The sequence below is a fragment of the Acetonema longum DSM 6540 genome, assembly GCF_000219125.1.
GTDB classification, from domain to species: domain Bacteria; phylum Bacillota; class Negativicutes; order Sporomusales; family Acetonemataceae; genus Acetonema; species Acetonema longum.
In genome coordinates, this window is record NZ_AFGF01000121.1 from 1 (window position 1) to 16,673 (window position 16,673).

The 16,673-nt window shown below is 49.8% G+C and carries 13 protein-coding genes, 1 tRNA gene, 1 other RNA gene and 1 other annotated feature; of the genes, 11 read left to right on the plus strand and 4 right to left on the minus strand.

Translation table 11 applies throughout. From position 1 onward, the window contains the following. Window positions 1-4 precede the first annotated feature (4 nt). A tRNA-Asn gene (locus tag ALO_RS12850) sits at window positions 5-79 on the plus strand. A 52-nt stretch (window positions 80-131) separates the two neighbouring features. On the opposite strand, the gene ALO_RS12855 is transcribed toward ALO_RS12850, so the two are convergent. Continuing rightward, window positions 132-1,742, minus strand: coding sequence for a peptide chain release factor 3 (locus ALO_RS12855; protein ID WP_004096628.1), 1,611 nt, complete (start codon window positions 1,740-1,742; stop codon window positions 132-134). A gap of 158 nt (window positions 1,743-1,900) precedes the next feature. On the opposite strand from ALO_RS12855, the gene rnpB reads away from it, so the two are divergent. Continuing rightward, window positions 1,901-2,251: RNase P RNA component class A (rnpB, locus tag ALO_RS20955), an RNA gene on the plus strand. A 298-nt stretch (window positions 2,252-2,549) separates the two neighbouring features. Here rnpB and ALO_RS12860 read toward each other — a convergent pair. After that, a complete protein-coding gene (locus ALO_RS12860; RefSeq protein ID WP_004096630.1) occupies window positions 2,550-3,245 on the minus strand; it encodes a metallophosphoesterase in 696 nt (231 codons plus the stop codon). A gap of 112 nt (window positions 3,246-3,357) precedes the next feature. Next, on the minus strand, window positions 3,358-3,756 hold the full coding sequence (locus ALO_RS12865; RefSeq protein ID WP_004096632.1) for a hypothetical protein: 399 nt from the start codon (window positions 3,754-3,756) through the stop codon (window positions 3,358-3,360). A gap of 128 nt (window positions 3,757-3,884) precedes the next feature. Further along, window positions 3,885-4,084, plus strand: a binding site (T-box leader). A 65-nt stretch (window positions 4,085-4,149) separates the two neighbouring features. Here ALO_RS12865 and leuS point away from each other — a divergent pair. The 4 genes from leuS to holA all read left to right on the plus strand — a co-directional run bounded on the left by leuS (window position 4,150) and on the right by holA (window position 10,767). Then, complete coding sequence (gene leuS, locus ALO_RS12870; RefSeq protein WP_004096634.1) at window positions 4,150-6,630, plus strand: leucine--tRNA ligase; 2,481 nt, start codon at window positions 4,150-4,152, stop codon at window positions 6,628-6,630. Between the two features lie 132 nt (window positions 6,631-6,762). Then, window positions 6,763-7,356, plus strand: coding sequence for a ComEA family DNA-binding protein (locus ALO_RS12875; protein ID WP_004096636.1), 594 nt, complete (start codon window positions 6,763-6,765; stop codon window positions 7,354-7,356). Next, on the plus strand, window positions 7,356-9,719 hold the full coding sequence (locus ALO_RS12880; protein WP_004096638.1) for a DNA internalization-related competence protein ComEC/Rec2: 2,364 nt from the start codon (window positions 7,356-7,358) through the stop codon (window positions 9,717-9,719). The genes ALO_RS12875 and ALO_RS12880 overlap by 1 nt, the downstream gene beginning before the upstream one ends. 7 nt (window positions 9,720-9,726) lie before the next feature. Next, complete coding sequence (holA, locus tag ALO_RS12885) at window positions 9,727-10,767, plus strand: DNA polymerase III subunit delta (RefSeq protein ID WP_004096641.1); 1,041 nt, start codon at window positions 9,727-9,729, stop codon at window positions 10,765-10,767. Window positions 10,768-10,816: 49 nt separating this feature from the next. Here the strand turns inward: holA and rpsT are convergent, their stop codons facing one another. Beyond that, a complete protein-coding gene (rpsT, locus tag ALO_RS12890; protein ID WP_004096644.1) occupies window positions 10,817-11,077 on the minus strand; it encodes a 30S ribosomal protein S20 in 261 nt (86 codons plus the stop codon). 219 nt (window positions 11,078-11,296) lie between these two features. Here rpsT and ALO_RS12895 point away from each other — a divergent pair, with 219 nt between their 5' ends. From ALO_RS12895 to spoIIP, 5 genes are all read left to right on the plus strand, one after another. Continuing rightward, window positions 11,297-12,055 (plus strand): C40 family peptidase, encoded by a 759-nt coding sequence (locus ALO_RS12895; protein ID WP_040293421.1) that lies wholly within the window; start codon window positions 11,297-11,299, stop codon window positions 12,053-12,055. A 3-nt stretch (window positions 12,056-12,058) separates the two neighbouring features. Next, entirely contained in the window at window positions 12,059-13,444 is a 1,386-nt protein-coding gene (locus ALO_RS12900; protein WP_004096647.1) for a C40 family peptidase, read from the plus strand. Window positions 13,445-13,564: 120 nt separating this feature from the next. Then, window positions 13,565-14,536 carry a GPR endopeptidase gene (gene gpr, locus ALO_RS12905; RefSeq protein ID WP_004096648.1) on the plus strand — a complete coding sequence of 324 codons (972 nt, stop codon included), beginning with the start codon at window positions 13,565-13,567 and terminating at the stop codon, window positions 14,534-14,536. Window positions 14,537-14,743: 207 nt separating this feature from the next. Beyond that, entirely contained in the window at window positions 14,744-15,358 is a 615-nt protein-coding gene (locus ALO_RS12910; protein ID WP_004096649.1) for a L,D-transpeptidase family protein, read from the plus strand. Window positions 15,359-15,494: 136 nt separating this feature from the next. Further along, window positions 15,495-16,574, plus strand: coding sequence for a stage II sporulation protein P (spoIIP, locus tag ALO_RS12915; protein WP_004096651.1), 1,080 nt, complete (start codon window positions 15,495-15,497; stop codon window positions 16,572-16,574). Window positions 16,575-16,673 lie beyond the last annotated feature (99 nt).

The following is a 16,673-nucleotide window of genomic DNA, read 5'->3' on the forward strand; positions in this document are numbered from 1 at the left end:
ATATTCCTCGATAGCTCAATGGTAGAGCACTCGGCTGTTAACCGAGTGGTTGTAGGTTCGAGTCCTACTCGAGGAGCCAAATTTAAAACCACCCTTTTGGGGTGGTTTTATTTTATATCTATTTAGGTTTATTACAGCAACTGTTGCGGTGATTCGAAAAATTGAATATCAGGATTTTGTTCGACGGCCCAGCGTAATGCCCATTCATTTGAAAATAGGGCTACCGGCAGGTCATTCTTGTCAAAAACAATCGCATTCTTATCTACGCCTTTTATTGGCTTAGATGTTACATCTTTGCCCTGCATCCATCGTGCCAGACCATACGCAAGGCCATACATGAGAATATCTACGCCGTATTCATTTTTCAGGCGATATTCCAGCACCTCAAATTGAAGCGCACCGACAGTGCCAACAATGAAAAATTCGCCGGGGACATCTGGCTGCCGGAACAACTGGACAGCGCCCTCCTGGGCCAGTTGCTCAATGCCTTTTAAAAATTGCTTGCGTTTCATAGTATCCTTGACCTGTACCTTGGAAAACTGTTCAGGCGGAAATATGGGAAAAGCCTTGAAACGAAATAGATTGCTGGATTCGCACAGCGTATCACCGATGCTGAAAATGCCCGGATCGAACAGGCCGATAATATCTCCTGGATAGGCTTCTTCCACAATGGTGCGTTCCTGGGCCAGAAATTGCTGAGGTTGAGCGAGTTTGACCGGCTTGTTTGTCTGCATATGGTGCACTGCCATACCGCGGGTAAATTTCCCGGAGCATATGCGGATAAACGCCAGCCGATCACGGTGGGCCGGGTTCATATTGGCCTGGATCTTAAAGACAAAAGCCGAAAACCCTTCCTGATCAGGTTTAATAACAGAGTCTTCTGTTTCCCTGGGAGAAGGAGACGGCGCTAATTCCAGGAATTCTTCCAAAAAGGGGCGAACGCCAAAATTGGTCATGGCGCTGCCGAAAAACATCGGCGTCAATTCACCGCTTAATACTTTCTGAATATCGAACGCATCGCCGGCTGTATCCAACAGTTCGATATCATCGCATAACGCTTGATGAGTCTCTGCACCGATCATTTTGGCAAATGCGGGGTCGTCCACACTGCCCTGGGATGAAGGAATAATCCGCTGCCCGTGGGCACTGTCTTCTTCAAAAAGCTCAATTTGAGCCAGTTTGCGGTTATATACCCCTGTGTAATTCCCATCCACTCCAATAGGCCAGTTCATGGGATACGAGCGGATGCCTAACACGTTTTCGATTTCTTCCATCAGATCAAAAGGATTTTTTCCGAATCGATCTAATTTGTTGACAAAGGTAAAAATTGGGATACCCCGCTGCTTGCAGACATGAAATAGTTTTTTTGTCTGTTCTTCTACTCCTTTAGCCACGTCAATCAGCATTACGGCGCTGTCGGCCGCCATTAGCGTACGGTAGGTGTCTTCGCTAAAGTCCTGGTGGCCGGGAGTATCCAAAATGTTGACCCGATACCCGTCATAATCAAATTGCAGTACGCTGGAGGTAACTGAAATACCCCGCTGTTTTTCAATTTCCATCCAGTCGGAAATAGCGTGCTTTTGCGCTTTTCGTGCCTTGACGGAGCCAGCCAGACGGATGGCTCCGCCGTATAACAAAAGTTTTTCGGTTAATGTTGTTTTACCGGCGTCAGGATGAGAAATGATAGCAAAAGTTCGACGACGAAGAATTTCTTGAGATAGTTGCCTTTGAAGCTCGGACATGCTTGACCTCCACTCTTGAAAACAATCATACAATATTTTATATTACGGCATATTGTCTATCTTTGCAAGAAATTACGAGAATTTTATGCGAGATTTATGTATATATTGACTAATCAAATTCTGTGTGCTATCATAATAATCTATATTGCTGTAATGCTCAAGTCTGAAAAATGATCGCGATGCATGCTGCATCGAGGAAAGTCCGAGCTCCATAGGGCAGGGTGCTGGATAACGTCCAGCGAGGGCGACCTTAGGGAAAGTGCCACAGAAAAAAACCGCCGGGGAACCGGTAAGGGTGCAACGGTGCGGTAAGAGCGCACCAGCAGTCAGGTGACTGGCTGGCTAGGTAAACCCCACCTGGAGCAAGACCAAATAGGGAAGGGATGAGGCGGCCCGCTGAGCCTTCCGGGTGTGTCGCTAGAGCCGGCAGGCAACTGACGGCCGAGATAGATGATCATTACCACGCCGTGCGGTGTGGGACAGAACTCGGCTTAATGAGGACTTGAGCATTACAGTGATTTATTTTTCATATAGATTCTAAAGGGAGTGGCTGCGGGACAGAGTTAACTACAGGCTGGAAGCCTGATTCTGTCGTTGGCAATACCAATTAGCGAGACCTTTAGTATGACTTGTATAAGGTTATACTAAAGAGGTCCCGCTTTTTTATTTTATAATGGGGAATGAATAGGGACAGCCTAATATATCCCTGCCTTATGCTGCGGCTGGACTAACGGTGATCGGACTGCTAATGTATGCCGCAGTCCAATGTACTGGCTAAAAATGCTCCCGCGGACAGGAATATTACGGTCAAATGTTTATAGGAACTAATTCAAAGCCGACAGCATCGCAGGCCACCAGATGAAACCTAGTGCCGTTGATAGTTCCGGTTGGAGCGAACTGAGCCGCCTCACCATGAAGATGCCCGAAGATACAGGTTTCTACGGCATACTCGGCGATGAGATCCATAAAGCCGCCAGTGAGTGAGGGAGTGTATGCCGGCGGATAATGCAGCATCAGCAAAATACGGCGAAAACCGGCTTGTCTGGCTGAATTCAAAGAAAGACGGACCCGGTGCAGTTCCCGCTGATAAATAGGCAGGTCGTCTGCCGTGAACATAGGGTCAGCAGGCGATGTCCAACCGCGGCTGCCGCATACAGCGATATCTTCCAGAGCTACATGTCCGTTCTGTAAAAAAGTGAGCTGATGATTTACCGCCAGGGACATTTTGCTGACGGTCTGCCACCAGTAGTCATGATTGCCCCGGATGAGAATCTTTTGGCCGGGAAGAGAAGCGATTGCCTGCAGGTCGGTTAAAGCTTCATCCAGTCTCATGGCCCAGGAAATGTCGCCTGCCAGCAGCACTGCATCCTGATCTGTAACCTTGGAAAGCCAGCTGTCTTTTATTTTTTTCCAATGGCTGCGCCATTGTGCGCCGAATTGGTCCATGGGCTTTAGCGGCGGGTTGCCCGATAAATGAGTGTCAGCAATTGCAAAGAGTTTCATCGAATGTTCCTTTCTATGGTCTGAGATCCTTGAACATGGTTTATACGGGATTCGTCTGATTATCTCCATCTTATAGAAAAATCAGGAAGAAAGCAAGGCGCGATTTGCCGGCTCAAATGGTCTTTACCCAATCTGCAAAGTGAGCCATGAGCTGTTCCCGGGCATTTTCGACTTCGGAACCATGCCACTGCTGGCCGGTTTCGTCGTCAAACCAAATCTCTGAGTTCGCAAATGAATTGGCAGCCGGATATAGTTTTTCGTGAACCGCAGCTTGTATTCCATCCAGCATACTTTGCCTGATGGTTTTCCTTGAACTGCGCAGATTGGCTTTCTCGGTAATTTTTACGTCCACACACCCGGTTTCATCTGCATCTATTTCGATATGGCTGAGAAGCTTTCCGTTACGCTTGGCGGTGTTAATTGCCTCATTGGCTGCATGAATAGCCTGCTGCCGCTCCAGCTGGTCATTGAGTACACTGATTCTAATATTTCCAATAATTAACTTATACATAACGCACCTCCTGAGTCTGCTTACCAGATATTTATGCTGGTCATGCTCAGATAGAACAAGAACGGCAAAGATTTGAATTCTTCTGGCAAACGTTGACTTTTCAAACTGGGTGCTTTATAATAAAATTTGCAAATCCATAGAAGCAGAGTAGTACGCCCTGTCGGTTTTCAGAAAGTTGGCGGTTGATGCAAGCCAATACGAAACACGGCCGAACTCGCTGCGGAGGAGCAGTTGCGAAAACAACTGACGCTGACCGGCGTTACTGGTGAGAGAGGACCGGGTTTTTCCCCGTCAAGCAGGGTGGTACCGCGTGCAAATCGTCCCTGGCATTGAATGCCGGGGACTTTTCATGTTGTTAGAAAAAATCGTACACTTTAATGCAGGAGGATGTATATGAACGAGAAATACCTGCCCCATGATTTAGAGAAAAAATGGCAGAAACAATGGAGCCAGGACCGGTCTTTTGCGACCCAAATGGACAAAGAACGTCCGAAATATTACGTTTTGGAAATGTTTCCATACCCTTCGGGAAACTTGCATATGGGCCATGTCCGCAATTACTCCATTGGCGATGTGGTAGCCCGGTTTAAAGCCATGCAGGGCTTTAACGTGCTCCATCCTATGGGATGGGATGCCTTTGGAATGCCGGCGGAAAATGCAGCTATCAAAAACGGTATCCATCCGGCCAAATGGACCTGGGACAATATCGCCAACATGCGGCGCCAGCAGCAGGAACTGGGACTGTCCTACGACTGGGACCGGGAGGTCGCTACCTGCCATCCGGACTATTACCGCTGGACCCAATGGCTGTTTTTATTGTTTTTCAAACGTGGCTTAGCCTATAAAAAGAAGGCTGCGGTAAACTGGTGCCATGACTGCAACACTGTTTTGGCCAATGAACAGGTCATTGACGGTCATTGCTGGCGCTGTGATTCTGTCGTAGTCAAGAAGGAACTGGAACAATGGTTTTTAAAAATTACCGATTATGCCGATCGTCTGCTGGAAGATTTGAATGAATTGCCCGGCTGGCCGGACCGGGTAAAAATTATGCAGGAAAACTGGATCGGTCGCAGTGTGGGGGCTGAGTTTTCTTTTGAAGTTCCGGAAATCAGGGAACGCATTGCCGTCTATACCACCAGGCAGGATACGGTCTTTGGCGTTACTTACATCGTTTTGGCGCCGGAGCATCCTTTGGTGGAAAAATTGATTGCCGGCAAGTCTGCTGCCACGGCTGTCCGTGATTTTGTGGAAAAGGTCCGGAATTTAAGCGAGATTAACCGAACCTCTACCGATACCGAAAAAGAAGGCATGTTTACCGGCGCTTATGCGGTCCATCCCTTTACCGGAGCCAAGGTCCCTATTTGGGTGGCCAATTATGTGCTGTATGAATACGGCACCGGCGCTGTGATGGGGGTCCCGGCTCATGACGAGCGTGACTGGCAGTTTGCTTCTAAATACGGTTTGCCCAAACGCATCGTGATTCAACCGGAAGGTAATCCCCTTGCGTTGGATTCCATGGCCGCAGCCTATGACGGACCGGGTAAAATGGTGGATTCAGGCGATTTTACCGGTATGGACAACGAAGCAGGAAAAAAAGCGGTTGCCGAATGGTTTGAACGCCAAAAAATCGGCAAGGTGCGGGTAAACTACCGGCTGCGGGATTGGCTTATTTCCCGCCAGCGTTACTGGGGAGCACCCATTCCTATTGTGTATTGCCCTGAATGCGGCGCAGTGCCTGTGCCGGAAAAAGATTTACCGGTCAGGCTGCCGGAAAATGTCCGGTTTGATACCGGCTCGGTATCTCCTTTGGCCCAGGTCGCAGACTTTGTAAACTGCAAGTGCCCGCATTGCGGCAATGACGCTAAACGGGAAACCGACACCATGGATACCTTTATCTGTTCCTCCTGGTATTATTACCGCTATACCAGCCCCGGCAGCACTACCGCACCCTTGGATGCCGAAGCGGTCAATTACTGGATGCCGGTGGATCAGTATATCGGCGGTATTGAGCATGCAATTTTGCACTTGTTATACTCCCGCTTCTTCACCAAAGTGTTGAAAGACGCGGGGTTGATCGAGGCTAACGAACCTTTCAAAAACTTGCTCACTCAGGGCATGGTCATCAAAGACGGGGCCAAAATGTCCAAATCCCTGGGCAACGTGGTTTCCCCCGAGGAAATTATTCAAAAGTATGGTGCCGATACAGCCCGTCTGTTTATCCTGTTTGCCGCCCCGCCTGAGCGGGATCTGGACTGGAGTGACCAGGGAGTGGAAGGGGCATATCGTTTCCTGGGACGCTTATGGCGCATTCTGGGACAATATCAATCACTGCTTAAAACAGCCTCTCCTACCTACTCGCCGGCTGATTTAAGCAAAGAAGAGCGGGATTTGAGACGGATCCTCCATGTTACCATTAAAAAGGTGACTTCGGATATTGGCGAACGGTTTAACTTTAACACAGCGATCAGTTCGATCATGGAACTGGTGAATGCCATGTACTTGGTAAGGGAACAGGTCAGTAAGCCTAATCCCAGCCTGTTGAGGGAGACTGCCAGCGCTCTGTTACGGCTGTTGTCCCCCTTTGCGCCGCATATTACCGAAGAGCTTTGGCACGAAGTCATAGGTAAGGGCAGCGTGCATAAGCAGAGGTGGCCTGTCTGTGACCCGGATGCCATGCAGGTGGATGAGGTTGAAATTGTGCTGCAAATCAACGGGAAAGTCAGAGACAAGATCATTGTACCTTCTGGCTGCAACGGGGACGCACTGGAGAAATTGGCACTGGAGCAAGACAAGGTTAAGTTGATGCTGGAAGGCAAACAAGTGGTTAAGATCATTTCAGTACCGCAGAAATTAGTCAATATCGTGGTGAAATAACCGTAGAGAGTAAAAATCCCGGGAGATGATCCCGGGATTTTAATTGGCATAAGAAAATGTTGAAGTTTGGGAGGATTTTAACATTTTCAGTAAAATTAATATGATTATGGAATTAAAAACGGAGGATGCAAAATGGATGAGCGGCGGCGAAAATATTTGCTGGTCATTGTCGTTGCGGCAGTGATACTGCTGGGGAGCAGCTATTCCTACTGGCAGCAGTCAACCTTGCCGCATCAAGCCTCCATAGCTACGGAGAGCCCGCTGGCAATAGCCAAGATGCCTGATGCAGATCCGGTGGTCTATGTATCAGGTTTTGTGGTCAAACCGGGAGTCATGCGGATCGCCGAAAACTCCCGGGTGATTGACGCCGTCAATGCGGCGGGAGGTTTGGCGATCGGCGCTGATGTCTCCAGAGTGAATTTGGCCCAGAAAGTAAAAGACGGCATGCACATTCAGGTGCCGGGAAGTTATGTCCCCAGTGGACCCGGGGCTCCGGCAGCGACAGGCGGCAGTAATGGAACGGCTGTTTCCGGGGACAAAATCAATATTAACACAGCCGACAAAAATCAGCTAGACTCACTGCCGGGCATTGGCCCGGCCCTGGCTGACCGCATTATCCAATACCGGCAGGAAAACGGCATGTTTTCAGCGATTGAAGATATCCAGAAGGTGTCCGGCGTGGGCGCCGCTAAATTTAATCAGTTAAAAGACAGAATTACTATATAATGAATCTCACGATTTTGGCTCTGGCCTTTATTCTGGGAATATGGCTCAGCGGTCTCTATGCCTGGTCATTATGGTTTTTGGGAAACGCTGCCTTGCTCATGCTGGCAGTAACGGTTTGGCAGCTTCGGATCGCCGGCGGTGGCCGGGTCAAATATTATCTGGTCTTATTGTTTATGCTGGTCGGCATGATTCGCTCCATTCAGGCAGAGATGATACCCCTGACCGATATCGGCCGTCTGGTGGGGGAACGGGTTTATGTCGAGGGCATTATCAGCGATATTCCCCGCCGGCTGCCTTTGGATGAGCAAACCGTAAAAATCGGCTATCGGGTGAGGCTGGAACAAATCAAACAGAATGGCCGACTTCGAGCCGTAAGTGGAGAAGTTCTGGTCACTGTCCGACAGCAGCCGAAAGAAGCGGTTGCCCTGCCGGGGGAAAGAATCGCAATGACCGGCAAGGTCCGGGCGCTTCATGGCTATAATAATCCGGGGGCGGTTGATATGGTGGCTGCCTGGAAGCGTCAGGGCGTTAAGGCACGGATTGCTCCGAACGGCGGGGTACGGATTCTGCCAGGGGGAGAAACAGGGGCATATCTGCGGACGGTGGCTGCCATACGCGGTTCTGTGGCCGAGGCCATGTTGAAGGTGATGCCGGACGGGGATGCCGCGGTGATCCAGGGACTTTTATTCGGAGGCTATCAGGGAATTTCTCAGGAAGTCATTAAAAACTATGCCGCTACCGGCATCATCCATATTCTGTCAGTGTCGGGCTCTCATATTGCTCTGTTGATCGGGTTTATTCATTGGCTTGGCCGGAGATTAAAAATCAGGGAGCCGGTTTCGGCGATGGCGGCAACGGTTGCGGTGCTTTCTTACGCTTTGGTGGCAGGACTGATTCCGCCGGTGGTGCGATCCGTGATCATGGGGCTGGCTGCCTTGCTGGCGTTTGCAGCAGGCAGGGAAAAACATGCGTCTTCGGCATTAGGTTTGGCGGCTTTGGTGATGTTGGTATATCAGCCCGGGATGATCTATGATATCAGCTTCCAGCTTTCCTTCGCCTCAACGGCGGGATTGGTTTATCTATATCCCCAGACCGTTCAGTTTTTCAGCCGTTTTTTGCCGGGAATAGCGGCGGCTGCATTGGGGGTTACGGTTGCGGCCCAACTGGGGTCTCTGCCGTTTTTAGCCTGGTATTTCAGCCAGCTCCCCGCCAGTTCTATAGCAGCCAATATGATCATTGTACCCGTCATTGAAGCGGTGCTGATTTTAGCCCTGGTGGGGAGTGTGGTCAGCCTGATTCTGCCATGGCTAAGCCAGACATTATTCGTCCTGGCCAGTTTGGCGGTTGGCCTGGCCAATCAGATGGCTGCCTGGTTGGCGGCAATGCCGGGCAACTTATGGCCAATCCCTCCTTTTGGCCTCTATGGCAGCGCCTTATATTATTGCATTCTGGGTTGGATTTATGGTTATCCGAAGGGAATTACCCGTCCCTGGATAGTGTATAGAAGATTCCCCCGACTGGCCGGGGCGGCAGTTCTTTTGCTCGTGGTAGCCGCAGTGATTTATCTTAATTTGCCGCACCCGGTCCGGGTTCATTACATTGATGTTGGTCAGGGCGATGCTGCCTTGATTACGACGGCCCACAGTCGTAATATATTAATTGATGCCGGCGGCGGAGGAGAAGACAGCGGTTTCGATACCGGCGAATATGTTGTCATGCCTTACTTGCGGCATTATGGCGTGACTTCTCTGGAGTACCTTATCCTGACTCATGGCCACGCCGACCATGCCGGAGGTGCCGCAGCCATCGCCGCCGGTATTCCGGTGAAGAATATCATCCTGGCAAGAGAAGCTTATTCCCCGCCAATTAAAGCTCTGTTGCAAAAATCCGGTGGAGGCCGGGTTATTCCGGCCTATCGGGGGCAGCAGATCGACCTTGACGGCATAACCATTCGGGTGATTGATGCTATGCCCAATTTTGCCGGCCAGCAAACGGCGAATGAAAGTTCTATCGTTATAGAGGTTGGTTACGGCGATTATAATTTTTTGTTTACAGGGGATTTAGACGGCAAGGGCGAAATAAATTTGGTAACGCAAGGTCTTATCCGGCAGAATACGGTTTTGAAGGCAGGGCATCACGGCTCTAGAACATCGACCACTCTTTCTTTTCTTCAACAGGTAGGGCCAGAGTATGCGGTCATATCCGCCGGGTTTCAAAATCGTTTCGGGCATCCCCACAAGGAGACTCTCATCCGCCTGGCGGACGCTGGCTCTACCGTGTTGCGCACGGATTTGCAGGGAGCGGTTGTCTTTTCCGTCACCTCTGACGGACAGGACATAGGCTTTGATACGTATGTAAAGTGAGGCAACTATGAATTATCATCAGGTATTGCAAGATATGGAGCGCGGCGAGATCGCTCCGGTTTATCTCTTATATGGGGAAGAACCTTTTCTCATAAGACAAATTGAGCAAGCGGCGGTACGCCATCTGTTAGCGGAAGAAGACCGGGAGAGTTCCCTGTTTATCTATGATCAGGACCCAGTCGCAACAGAATTGGTCAACCGTATCGATACTCCGCCTTTTTTCGGGTCTAAAAATTTAATTTTAATCCGGGACACCCGGCTGTTCCGGGCGAGCAATAAATCAAATGAGGAAATCTCCGATAATCCGGGGCGGGACCCGGACGAAAAAATAATCCGGTGTCTGTTGAATATGCCTGATTTCAGCCACATTGTTTTTTCTGCCGGCGACAAAGTGGACAAGCGCCGGAAGCTGTATAAGGTCCTTGAGAAGGTGGGCGTGGTTTGCGAGGCAGCGCCGTTAAAACCGAAGGAGGCACGAGTCTGGATTGATGAGAAAATGAGCGGCAGCGGCAAAGTTTTCTCATCTGCCGCTATGGAAGAGATGATGACCGCCTTATCTCTGATGCCGCAAATATCTTTGGGGTTTCTCGACAATGAGATTGATAAGCTCTTGTTATATGCCGGACAAGAAGCCAAGATTACTCCGCGCCATCTCCAGTCGGTCTTATCCGCTAGTCCGGAAGTGTCTATTTTCAGCATGATTGAAGCCTTAAGTCAAAAACGGGTGAAGGAAGCCCTGCAGCTTTTGGCCGTGCAGGTGAATGCGGGGGAAAATCTGTTGCGTATTGTCGCCCTGCTGGCTCGCCAGCTCCGCCATCTATTATATGCCAAAGACCTGCAGGCGGTGGGAGGGTATAGCCGGGACATCGGGGAGAAACTGGGTGTACCGCCCTTTATCGCCGAAAAAATAATTAACCAGGCCAAAGGGTTTTCCAGGACCACTTTGCGCCAGGCTTTAGTCGACTTGGCAGAAATCGACAGGGGCCTAAAAAACGGAACCGCCGGCATAGCGGCGGTAGAAACGCTGTTTATCAATATGTGCGGGTAGATGAAAAAACAAGGCTTCAATCCTATTGGTTAGGAAGGAAGCCTTGTTTTTACAGTGCGTTAATTTTTTTGGCTAAACGGGATTTTTTGCGCGCTGCGGCATTTTTATGGATAACGCCCTTGGCTACAGCTTTGTCAATGGTTTTGTAAGCAGCCACAAGAAGGTTCTCAGCCGTAGCTTTGTTGCCGCCCTGTACAGATTCTGCGGTTTTGCGGACTACTGTACGTACTTCCGATTTGGTGGAAGTGTTGCGGGAACGACGAAGAGCATCGGTAATTACGCTGCGTTCCGATGATTTAATGTTTGGCAAATGCTTCACCTCCTAATACAATCATTTACCTAAAATATTCTAGCATGGCGCCAAGAAAAAAGCAAGTACCCGCTCTTTGAAATTCTATCCTTGAAGCTGTAGAAAATGGGAACAATTACGCTGCACTGACGGCAGGAAAAAACGAATCCGAGAGGAATAAAAACTATAATAATGATAAAAATTGTCGGTGAAGCTGATTCATCGGGAAGGGTGGATTTTATGCTGGGATTCCTACGCATTGCGGTTATTTTTCTGGTAATCACGAGCTGTTCCTTTGCTCAGGCAGCGGAATACACCTATAAGCAGGGCGATAAAGGTGTGGAAGTACTTAACATTCAGAAAAAATTGCAGGAGATAGGATATTTCCACGGCAAGCCGGACGGAGTTTTTTCCGCTAAAACCACTGAGGCAGTGGAAGGTTTTCAAAAAGCTCACCGGTTAAAAATAACCGGGATGGTTGATTCCAGAACCCATAAAGCCTTATTCGCGGCCAGAAAGAGAGTTCCTGACAGGAAAGCAAAAGTCTTGGGAAAATCCGCTGCTGAGGCTATCCCAAAGAAGGGACCTGGACTTGCGTCTGCCAGAGAAGCGCCGCCTAAACAGGCGGTTTCTAAGAAAACCGGCGGCTTGATTCAAACCGCCAAACAATATATTGGCGTGCCCTATAAATTTGGCGGGGTAACCCCGCGAGGGTTTGATTGTTCAGGATATGTTCAATTTGTCTTTGCCAAACACGGCGCACAATTGCCGCGGACGGCAGATGTACAGTATAGGACCGGCAAAGCCATACGGCGCCAGCAGTTAATCCCGGGAGATCTGGTGTTTTTTACTACATATGCACCGGGAGCTTCCCATAACGGGATTTATATCGGCAAGGACCAGTTTATTCATGCCTCTTCCAGTAAAGGCGTTATGATCAGCCGCTTGGATGAGTCCTACTGGAAACCCCGTTACCTGGGAGCGAGGCGGGTCGTTTAAACAATGCGACGGGTACTGATTTTATTTACGCTGGCCAGTCTGTGCATTACGGCATTTTTGCCGACAGCCGCTGCTTTGCCGCAAAGTCCGTTTCCCACCGTTCATGCGGCGATGCAGACGGCCTACTTTTGGATTGTTAAGCTGGCTCAGCCTGATAAAGTGATATTGAGCAATCAGCAAATTGCAGCCTATAATCAGTCGGTTATCAGGGACTTACCCAGGACAGTATATAATGTATTGGACTATCCCGCTGTTTTGTCCCATAGCGAGTTACAGGCGCTGTTAAATGAAAGGCCTTTTCCCCATGAGAACAGATATCTGCGGGGGCAATTGATTCAGAGCAGTTTTTATGCGGAACTTAACCGAATCATGAATGCTGGCCAAATTGCGGCGACAAATCCTGTGCACTATGCTTTTGCTGTTCGCAGGACAGATCTGCGGGCATTTCCCACCGCCGAGATTGTGACCAAGACGCCCAAGGACACGGAGTTCGACCGGTTTCAGGAGACGGCTGTCCTGGCGGCAGAACCGCTTCTGATATTGCATGGAAGCAGCGATGACCGTTGGTATTTCGTGCAGACGGGTAATTATCGGGGCTGGGTGAAAGCGAACGATCTGGCTGTGACAAAGGATAAACAAAAATGGGCTGCCTATATTCGGTCCAAACAATTTCTAGTAATAACCGGTAATAAAATGCAACTGGGGTACAACCCTTATTCTCCGGCTGTATCCAGACTGGAATTGGGTATGGGAACGAGACTGGCGCTGGCTGATGCGTCGCAAATTCCAGAGCTGGTTGATCATCAATCGCCTGCCGGCAATTATGTGGTACGGATTCCGGTTCAGGGAGCAAACCGTGAACTTCAGTTTCACCTGGCGCTGATTCCTATCTACAGTGATGTTTCAGAAGGGTATTTGCCTTATACCAGGGCCAATATTATCAGGCAGGCCTTTAAAATGCAGGGGGAACGGTATGGCTGGGGGGGCATGTTTGGCGCACGAGATTGTTCCGCCTTTGTGACAGACATTTTCCGCAGCTTTGGGATCATGTTGCCGCGCAATGCCGATGAGCAGGAAACGGCACCAGGACGCACCCTGGTGTTCGGATCCGGGCAGCCGGCAACGGCTCGTTACGCTGCGTTGGGGAAAATGGCTGCTGGCGCGGTATTGTTCAAGGAAGGGCATGTTATGCTGTATCTAGGGGAATATAACGGCCGGCATTATATTATTCATGATGTTTCGGGTTCCGGCAATTTCTCCGCCACAGGCAGCCGCGGTTCCGCCGAACGTAAAACCCTGAATGGAGTCATGGTGACCGATTTGGCCTTGCCCCTCCCGGGCGGCTACTCATTTATTGATGTGCTTACGTCTGCCAAGCAATATGAATAGAACGAATAAAGAAGTTCTCCATCGGGAACTTCTTTTATTTTTCCTGTTTGCATTTGCATAGGAAATCTTCTGGAAGGTTAGAATGAGTAGTAGCTTTAATAATGGGAGTGAAGTGACAATATGGAGCAGTATGATATGACGCCGCGAACCGACTTGGCAGTAGAGGCACGGGAAATGCTGACACGGCGGGTTAAGGAAGATGTCCCCGGTGTGCGGGTCGAAACTCTGAAAGATGAGGAATTGACCATTACGCGGGTGGAGATTTCCACGCCGGAAGCCGAGCGAATGATGGGCAAGGAACGGGGCAAATATGTCACGATTGAATCACCGGGGATGCGATACAAAAATGCGCTGCTGGAAGAAAAGATGATGCATGCTGTCGCGCAGGAGTTCGGACAGATCATTGATCTACCGCGACATTCCACCATTCTGGTAGTTGGTCTGGGCAACTGGAATGTAACGCCGGATGCTTTAGGACCCCGGGCTGTAAAAAAGGTAGTTGTTACCCGTCATTTGAAAAGTATGATTTCGCCTGAATTACAAGACGGAGTCCGGGCGGTATGCGCCATTTCTCCCGGTGTACTTGGCATAACAGGCATGGAGACTGCCGAAATCGTTCATGGCATTGTATCGCAGGTTCAGCCGAGTCTGGTCATTGCTATTGATGCTTTAGCCGCAGCATCCACCCATCGGGTGGTAACTACGGTACAGATCGCTAACACCGGCATTCATCCCGGTTCCGGTATTGGCAGCAAACGGTTCGGCCTCACCCAAAAATCTCTTGGCGTACCGGTTATTGCTGTGGGTGTTCCCACCGTGGTCCATGCTTCCACGATTGCTATGGATACCCTTGACACTCTGCAGAAATACTCTCCGTTCTCAAAATATTTTAAGTCCTTGCAGAATATTTCTGATGTGGATAGGAGAACAATTATCAATCAGGTACTGCCCGAGACGCTAGGTGATCTGATGGTCACTCCGAAAGAAGTAGACCGGATGATCGATGATGTCGCCGATGTAGTCGCCGGAGGAATCAATCAAGCGCTGCATCCTAACATAGACTATGAGAATATCCATATGTACCTGCACTAGGAGGCTGTTGCAAAACTCATCTGCAGTCTCGAATCTGAGACCGTTCAAAAAGGTTCAGATGCTAGGCGCGACGAGGACGCGCGCGCAGACAGTACGTTCGCAGGGTACGGCGTGCGCCCGCAGGAGGCTGAAGTGACGCAGATGAGCCTTTTTTCAACGGTCTCCTAGAGCAGGAAAGGCCGTCGCCGCACAGAATAGGAACAAAAAATGTTTATTGTGAGGTGCGGCATGGTGCTAATGAAAGATACGGATTCCAGACAGGTGCTTGTAGTTTATAATCAAGACCCGGCCGACTATCGCGCTGTTTTAGCCGCCTACGAAAAAAAAGATGCTGACTGGGTTCTGGCATTTTCCGGCGCTTCGGTCCCGGTGACAATTGGCCGCAACGGATTCACGCCCTTAGAACAAAAGATAGAAGGAGACGGGAAAACTCCGATCGGCATTTTCCCGTTAGGTATTGCCTTCGGCTACTCTGCCGCCGCTGATACCGGACTGGATTACCGGCAGAGCACCGCGCAGGACTACTGGGTGGATGACAGCGTCTCTCCCCAGTACAATACCTGGGTAAGCGGCGCGCCTGCCGCCCAATCCTTTGAAAAAATGCTGCGGGAGGATCATCTCTATCGATATGGTATCGTTATCGAATATAATACGCGCCCTGTAATTGCCGGCAAAGGCAGCGCCATTTTTATTCACTTGTGGCGGGATCCTTCGTCCCCCACAGCAGGATGCGTGGCGATGGCGGAAGCTGACATGATGAAACTGCTGCGGTGGCTGGATAAAAATAACAAGCCACAGATCATTCTCGGATACCCGGGGTAACCCTTCCGGCAATCTCACAACCAAGCTTTTTTAACAGCCCTTCCTTGGTGGTCATACCCTCATACTGCCTGGCATATACATTGTATGTGTAACCAAAAAGGAGGTCATCCCTCCGGATGGCTGGCAGGAGGCAGTAATGGCAATTAGGAGATGGCAGTTCAGAAAAGCGCCTTACCGGCTTGTGCGCAGATTGTTGTATTTCAGCCTTGTGTGCTTAACCCTTTTGGGGCTGTTTTTCGGACTGCAAACTGTTGTCCGGCAGAAGGCCGTGCCAGTGGCTGGCCTGGAGGCGATGAAACCCCAAACGGACCTGATTCCCCAGTGGAGGGAGGCGCTTTTTGCCGGCATACCGGGATTGGCGGCTACTGTGGAAAACAATAAGCATTCTGTGGAAATTACCGAGCAATTTTCCTGGCAACAGGCCCTTCGACGCAGTATTTTATTTCTGACCCGTATTGATGTATCGGACATACGGTCTCTGTTTCGGGCGGAATTGCCGCTGCTTAATATATTGAAAGATAGCGGCGATTCCAAGGGAAGGATACCTCGTTCCAGCATTGTGCACTTTAAGCCTCAGCGGCCAAGTCCGGTGGGAAAGCCGCTGGTTGCCATCTATCACACTCATACTTCCGAGTCATTTATTCCTACCTCCGGAGTCACTCACGCTAAAGCCGGGGAGCAGGGCGACATCGTAACGGTAGGCGAGACTCTGGCTGATCGTCTGGCTACACACGGCATACAGGCGATTCAAAGCAAAAAGGCGCATGACTACCCTAGCTTCATGAGAGCCTATACTCCGTCGGAAAACACCCTGAAGAAAATGCTGGCGGATAATCCCAGCATCCAAATGGTATTTGACATTCACCGGGATGCAGAAAAACGGGAAAATTCCGTCGCCCAGATCGATGGGGTATATGTGGCCCGGATCGGCATCATTGTTGCCCGTGGACAAGAAGATCTAGTCCAACCCCATTGGCAAGAAAATCATGCTTTTGCTAAAATCATAAATGACAAAATGAACAAGCACTTTCCCGGATTGTCCAGGGGAATCCAGGTACAGGAATGGCGATATAATCAGCATCTTCATCCCAGGGCATTACTGCTTGAGGTCGGGAGCCACGAAACTTCCCTGGAGGAAGCCCAGCGCAGTATGGCAATGCTAGGGGATGTGCTGGCAGATATACTGGCGGAAAATAAAAATTACGGCGTTCGGTAGGGAATCATTAAAAGGCGCATCAGAATTCATGACTTTTCAGAGAGTGGTAATAGTAGATGATCTTTCATAAGTAAAAAGTCATATGAATTCTCACTGTAC